At 32.2% G+C, this 6,956-nt stretch carries 3 protein-coding genes; 2 read left to right on the forward strand and 1 reads right to left on the reverse strand.

The genetic code is table 11. The features are described from left to right. Positions 1-58 precede the first annotated feature (58 nt). Complete coding sequence (locus GXM17_RS05750; protein ID WP_163398346.1) at positions 59-4,924, reverse strand: RecQ family ATP-dependent DNA helicase; 4,866 nt, start codon at positions 4,922-4,924, stop codon at positions 59-61. A gap of 793 nt (positions 4,925-5,717) precedes the next feature. Between GXM17_RS05750 and GXM17_RS05755 the strand changes: the two genes are divergently transcribed. Together GXM17_RS05755 and GXM17_RS05760 are read left to right on the forward strand one after the other, a co-directional pair. Continuing rightward, on the forward strand, positions 5,718-6,320 hold the full coding sequence (locus tag GXM17_RS05755; RefSeq protein ID WP_163398326.1) for a bacteriocin fulvocin C-related protein: 603 nt from the start codon (positions 5,718-5,720) through the stop codon (positions 6,318-6,320). 56 nt (positions 6,321-6,376) lie between these two features. Next, a complete protein-coding gene (locus GXM17_RS05760; protein ID WP_163398327.1) occupies positions 6,377-6,772 on the forward strand; it encodes a DUF1573 domain-containing protein in 396 nt (131 codons plus the stop codon). Positions 6,773-6,956 lie beyond the last annotated feature (184 nt).

Below are 6,956 nucleotides of genomic sequence, written 5' to 3' on the forward strand. Positions count from 1 at the left end.
TTGAATTTTGCCGATTTTACTCTGTAATAAAATAGTAGAGAAAGGCAATTTCTTCCTATTAATAAGTATCTAACTTTAACTTGTCATCAATAATTTCAAAATAAAGCTCAGGTAAAATTATTTTGATTTCCTGCGAAGTTTCTTCCTTAAACCAGTACAATATGAAATTTACTTTTACACTTTTTAATTCATAGTTTTTTAACTTCATTTCTTCCATCTTTTTAATGAAATGTTTTGAGAACTTTAATACAGATTGCCCATTTGAATTTAAGCATTCAACCCCATTAAAACGCAATTCTTCTCCACACATCAGTTGGGAAACTAAAATCTGTTTGTTGATAAAATAATCTAGCCAAATATCTTTGAATGAAGTATGTACAGCAATTTTATCTGGTGCAGGATAGATTTTGAAATCATTTATTTGCTGAAGATTTTCTGCTGTCAAATGATTTAAATAATCTGCATTCAGGTGAATATTCAAATTGCGTTTAGCCCTGGTCATTGCCACATATAATTGTCGTTTGGTTTCATTTGCGGTTTCATCAAAATTCTCCAGTAATAAGAAGATGTTATCAAATTCTTTTCCCTTAGCTTTATGAATGGTAGATACAAAAACTGTTTCACCATTTTCGTTATAAAAATCTTCCAGTTTGGATTCCCGAATTAATGTTTCTAAATCAGATTTGTACTTTTTGTAAGGATTTGTAGTTTCAAAATCCCTGATAATGTTTTGGCAAATCTCTAATTTATTACTTTTAGAGAAAGTGACGGTTAGTTGGCGTTTAGCATTGTCCCAAACTTCATCACTGATTGTATAAATATCAGCTCCCAAATCTACTTTATCCAGTAAAAACCGAACCTCAGCAAGATTATACAAACTGAAACTGTCATTAGATTGTATCAGTTTTGCTTTGATGCCGTTCTTTAAAAGAAGTCCGGCAACTTTGATAGCCTCATCGTTCGTTTTTGTGAGTACACACGTAGTTCCTGAAAGATCTGTGTTAGTTACATCATTTACAAGAGGCGTAATCAGATTATTGCTTTGATATCTGACAATCTTGATTTTTCCATTATCAGTTTGATTAGCAATAATCGGCGTTTCTTTTAACCGATGATGAATTTGCCGGACAAATTGATTTGAGAAAGTAACCAGATTGCTTTTACTACGGTAATTTTCAACCAATTCATGTTTTATGGCCTTGTTGTCATAAATGAACTGTTCCAGATATTTAGAACTCGCGCCTCTAAATTCATAAATATTTTGGTCATCATCTCCAACAGCAATAACCCTCATTTCTTCATTCTGCTCCATCAATGCATTAATAAGAGCGAACTCGTCTGAATTCATATCCTGTGCTTCGTCAATAACTAAAACGGTCTTTGTAATTTTACTAGTTTCAACATCACCATTTTTAATTCTCTCAACAGTCGTATTTAAAATATCAGTTGATTTTTCTAAACTGCCAACCTTGCCCAAAAGATCAAAACAATAAGAATGAAAGGTCTTGATCTCAATAAAGTTTGCGGCATTGCCAATCAGCTTTAGTAAACGCTTTTTAAATTCGGTAGCAGCAGCCCTTGAAAATGTCAGCATTAATAGCTGCTCATGTTTAACATCCTCCATCAACAGTAGGGAAGCCAGTTTATGGACCAAAACCTTTGTTTTACCGCTTCCCGGACCGGCAGCGACAACTATATGCTGTGTTTCGTTATCATTAATGATCTTCAGCTGTGTAGGCGAAAGTTCTCCAAACAGCTGTCTGAATTTTGCCGGGGTAATATTCCGCTTAATTTCATTTTGTCTGCTGCCTTTAAAATATTTGTTCAAAAATGAGCTATAATTCAGCTGGAAATAATCCTCAACAAACTGAAGCGCATTCCTGTAATCGGTAATCATTTTTTGGGCATATTCCCCTACAATATGTATTTGCTGGACTTTGCTTTCGTAAAACTGGCTGAGCTTTTGATAATCGTCTTTAGTGTACTGCTTTTTATTATTTTGTTCGGTACGCTCAATGGTTAAGCGGTTATATACGACAAGAAAGCCTCCTTCCATCTTTACAGCTTCAATTCGGGACAGGTAAAACAAAGTATCTTCAATATCATCAATGCTTATTTCTTTTTTGAAAAGGCTGAAGCTATTATCATAAGCATCCTTTAGTTCATGTACTGAAAACTCCACCAAAATCTCATCTTTATTCTCCCTATCTTTTATGGCTTCGGTGATGGTCTTGTCATAAAAGAATTCAACGATAAATTTTGCAAGTTCATGACGTTTTTCAAGTTTATCGTTCAATTGTTCTTTGCTTTGAAGGCATAGAACAGCAATGTAGTTTTTAGAATAATCTGTATTCTTCCTTTTAATCCAGTTTTTAATAGACCAAAAGTTAAGTATCGTTTTAAGTCTATTGGTGTTTACACCTTCACAGCCATTTTTTTCAGCTTCCTCATTTAATTCTTTCAGATGAAAAACACTTTCTTCTTCTTTGAAAACCGACAGTAAAAAGTTTTCAATTTTGCTGTATGCTTCAACTATGGCAAGTGAACGGTTTTTGTTGTCTGCTTTCTTTATAAATGCGGTCAGATCCTTGGCATCGGCTAGAATATTTTCTTCGCGTAACAGGTTTATTACATTGATTACCTCTTCTCTTACGATGCCCAGATGATCACTAATATAATCTACCCTTGATTCAGCAGTTTCATTGCTATTTTCCTTTCTGCTTTTACTTGAAAACAATTTTTTTATAATACGTACTCCTTGTTCTTTTTGCTTTTCTTCAAACTTTTCAGAAGAGCTTATCTTTTCAATAGCTTCCTGGGCATTTTTAGATAAAATACTGTTAGCAAATACCTTCGGCATATTCTGCCCTCGTTTAAGATATCCGGCATCTTCAAGAGCAGCAATAGCGGTAGTTACTCGTGTTTCTATTTCTGCTACATTATCATCCCAACCTGCTTTGCGAGCAATCTCTAATGCTGAATTGGATACTTTAGAACGGAATCTTGTAATATCCTTTATCGCTTTCCATACCTGCTGGATTTCCTTAATGGAAAGTTTAGTCTGGTTCAGCAGGATAAAGTGTTTACTAAGATCTTCTTCATTAAAAAGTACAAAGCAATCTGCTGAAATATTTTCATCCCTGCCTGCGCGTCCTGCTTCCTGAACATAGTTTTCCAGTGAATCTGAGATTTCGTAATGAATGACCAGGCCCACATCTTTCTTGTCAACCCCCATACCAAAGGCAGAGGTCGCTACCATAATTTGTGTTTCGCCATTTAAAAAAGAATTTTGATTCTCGGTCTTTTCCTGTTTATCCATTTTGCCATGGTAGGGCTTTGCACAAAAACCATCATTTGCTAACCTTTCAGCCAGCAGATAAGCTTTTCGGGTCCGGGATACGTAGATAATTGCCGGGCAGTTTTTTTCTTCAATTAAATCACGGGCGGTTGAATATTTTTCTTCCTCATTTTCCTTTTCAAATACCTTGTACTGAAGATTAGTCCTTGACGCTTTTGAAGTGAAAACTTCAAGATCCAGCGATAACTTTTCGCTAAAATAATCCTGTATATCCTCAATTACTTTTTGTTTGGCTGTTGCTGTAAAACAAGATACTGGTATGCTATCCTCAAGGTTTTTCTTTTCCTGAATTAATTTTATAAAATCGCCAATGTATAGATAGTCCACCCTGAAATCTTGCCCCCATGAGGAAAAGCAGTGCGCTTCATCAATTACAAAACGTGCAACTTTTCTACCTAAAATTAACTTTTCAATAGTTCTTGACCGTAGTGATTCAGGGGAAATGTATAAAATAGAAGCAGAACCATCTTCAATCCGTTCAAATGATTTGGCCCTTTCAATAGGATCTAATAGACCGTTGATGGTAACGGCTTCAGTTATGCCATTCTTTTCGAGATTATCAACCTGGTCTTTCATTAACGACTGAAGCGGAGAAATTACGATGGTCAATCCTTTTGAATTTTCAGCACTCATAAGGGCCGGAACCTGAAATGTAATTGATTTTCCTCCACCTGTTGGAAAAACTGCCAGTACCGACTTGTTATTCACAGCTGCCTTAACCGCTTTTTCCTGCAGCGGCTCCCCACCATAAGTCCGGTATGAATCGAAACCAAAAAATCGTTTTAATCCTTTGTAAATATCAAGCGCATTATTACAGTAATTACAACCGGTTATACAGGGTTTACTCCGTAATAATCGCATTATACGGTCCACCTCAGGATAGTTTTTAAGAACCCATGGAGGTGTAATGGAGTGAACTGTTTTATGGGTTGTAAATGAATTGATCAATGCCAGGCAATACGCCAGTTCGATAGGATGTTCAGCTATTATTTTGGTTAGGTCTGCATCTTCACAAATTTCGTTACGGAACTTTAATCTAACCAGAGTTTCGGTATCGGTATTGCTATTCCTGTAATTTATAAACTTAAAAAATCCACCAAACTCCTTTGTGGAATTTAAGAGAAGGCAGAAGATTTCTTTAAGCGTTTTATCAATTTGCGAAAATGCTGCAACTTCGCTATTAAATAAATCCCGCGCTTTTATGGAATCATTTAATGGGTTGCTTGTGTCTTCAGTCTGAAGTTTATCATCTTTTAGTAGAGCATGATAAGGCTTTGTAGGGAATAATAGTGGAGAGAGATATAAAGTATCAATTATATTTAAAGGGTTAATGCAGGCATCAAAAACTGCTTTTTCGATGTATTTTATATCATGATTTAAAATATTATGCCCACAAATATATTCGCTGCCTTTGAGAAACTCAATAAAATCTAATAATGAAGACTTGTGGAAATGATTGCCATCTTGCTTAATTGCCCCTATATCTAAAATTTTACCTTTTGTTGGTTCAATTTCGGTATCAATAAAAGTAATTAAATGTGGATTGTTTTGCTCATTTATTACCATTAAACTCAAAAAGATTATGTTTGTTTTCTATTAAGAAATAAATATACAAATATTTAAAGGCGAGGAAGATAGCTAAAGTAGTGATAAATTTCTAAATCCAATACACTTTTATTAAATAAGCTTTTTATGTTGAATTAAGACTAATTGATGAATGGGCTTTCGATAATAAGTTTAATAAATGAAAAAAGCTCCAGATTTCTCTGAAGCTTTTTTCTTAGTAGCGGGAAGCATTCAATTATCGAACCAGATTATTGAGGATTATTATTTGATTATTGCATTTGCATCGTAAAAAAATATATTTAAAAGATTTCAAAATGTTTCAAATCTTTTAAGAATCTTCTTCTAATTACTATTAATATGATATGTTAAATAAACAACTAATATAGAATTTTTCTATTGTTTTTCTCATAATAGAAAAATATTTATTATCAAACTTCGATCTCTTATTTTTCAGATAGTGTAATCTAATCTTATTTTTAAAAAGAATAATTCATAACAATTTACCAAGAAAAATATATTTTTATAAGATATTTCACTAATCGTTATCTAATAAAACTTAGAAATTCAATATTAAAAAAAGTGTTTAAAACAGATTTTTTAATTTAAAATTATAAATAGATGCTCTTTATATATAATTCTGTAATAATTAAAACTTAAGAAAAAACTTGGAAAATTTAATTTAGATTTATGTAGTAAAATTCTTTTAAATTTGTTTAAATAACCTTAAAAATCACTTTATTATGAAAAAAAAATAATAACAAAATTATTTGTTTTATGTATCACGTTCTTAACATTGAGTTGCTCACAAGATGTCGCAAATGAGGAATTAGCTAAAGATAGCAGAGCTGATTATAAAATAGACAAAGTTTTTGCATTGGAAAAAGAAGATGTTCAAAGGAATGCCTATACTCTTTTGACCCAAGAAGAAAAATATACATTATGGATAAAGAAATTAGAGTCTTTGATAGATAATGGTAGTTTTTATAAATCCGAAACAATAAGCTTAAATAGTAAGCAAAAAGCATTAATTCAAGAATTAAAAAATAAAGTCACAAAAAATGTTTTTGCTGATAAACCAAATGATGAAAAAGAATATTTTCTAAATATTTACGCTCCAAAGTTTTTAAAAAAAGCTCAAAAAGTTTTTACCTATGATCAAATGGGGTTGATTTTCTATAAAATTTCTAAAACTCAAGAAGACATTAACTTGAAAAAATTGTCTGTAACTTCTAAGGCAAATTCAGAAGGTGGCTGTAATTGTGCTGCTGGTGGTTATTTTACATGTCAATGGGGCGGAGATAAATGCGCAGCAAATACAGACTGTAGAGATCCTAGAGCTAATTGTGGTTTTATGTGGTCTTCACCTTGCGATGGAGATTGCAGAGTCTTTTCCTAAATTTATAAAATTAATCAACTTTACCTAATTGAAAGGGTAAAATTTAAAATTTGAATATGAAGTCTTACCTACTATTATTATTATGTTTATCATTGCTCAGCTGCAAAAATAAAACCGACGATTCTATAGAAAAATTGAAACTTTCTGAAGTTGAAATAAAAAAAAATATCTTTGATTTTGGAAGTATTAATATTGGCGATACAGTTAATCATTCATTTATCATTACTAATATTTCAGAAAGAAAATTTATTATTGATACAGTTGGCACTAGTTGTGGTTGTACAATGACAAGTTTTACAAAAGATTCTGTTGAAAGGTATCATAGTGCTAAAATTAATGTAACATTTATTGCTGAAAAAAATTCGTCAGGAAAAATTTCAAAGTCTATTGTTGTTTCGGACAACAGTTCCAAGGGATTTCATACTTTTTATTTAAAAGGTAAGGTAAAGTAAAAAAATAAATTCTGAATCAAAACACAAATTAATTAGATCTTTTACTATCCTATTCCTTAAATTGACACTATCCCAAAAAGTGTGTAAGTTGAAAAGTTTAGGCTTCGGTTTTTATAATCGGAGCCTTTTTTCAAATATAAGGGTAAATTGGTTTAAAACAATACCCCAGTTTTGAATAGGCATT

Origin of the sequence: Flavobacterium fluviatile (assembly GCF_010645065.1) — a bacterium.
In the GTDB taxonomy this organism is placed as follows: domain Bacteria; phylum Bacteroidota; class Bacteroidia; order Flavobacteriales; family Flavobacteriaceae; genus Flavobacterium; species Flavobacterium fluviatile.

Coding starts and splice junctions, on each gene's coding strand:
- GXM17_RS05750 (WP_163398346.1), bottom strand. CDS start 4,924: ATGGTAATAAATGAGCAAAACAATCCACATTTAATTACTTTTATTGAT.
- GXM17_RS05760 (WP_163398327.1), top strand. CDS start 6,377: ATGAAGTCTTACCTACTATTATTATTATGTTTATCATTGCTCAGCTGC.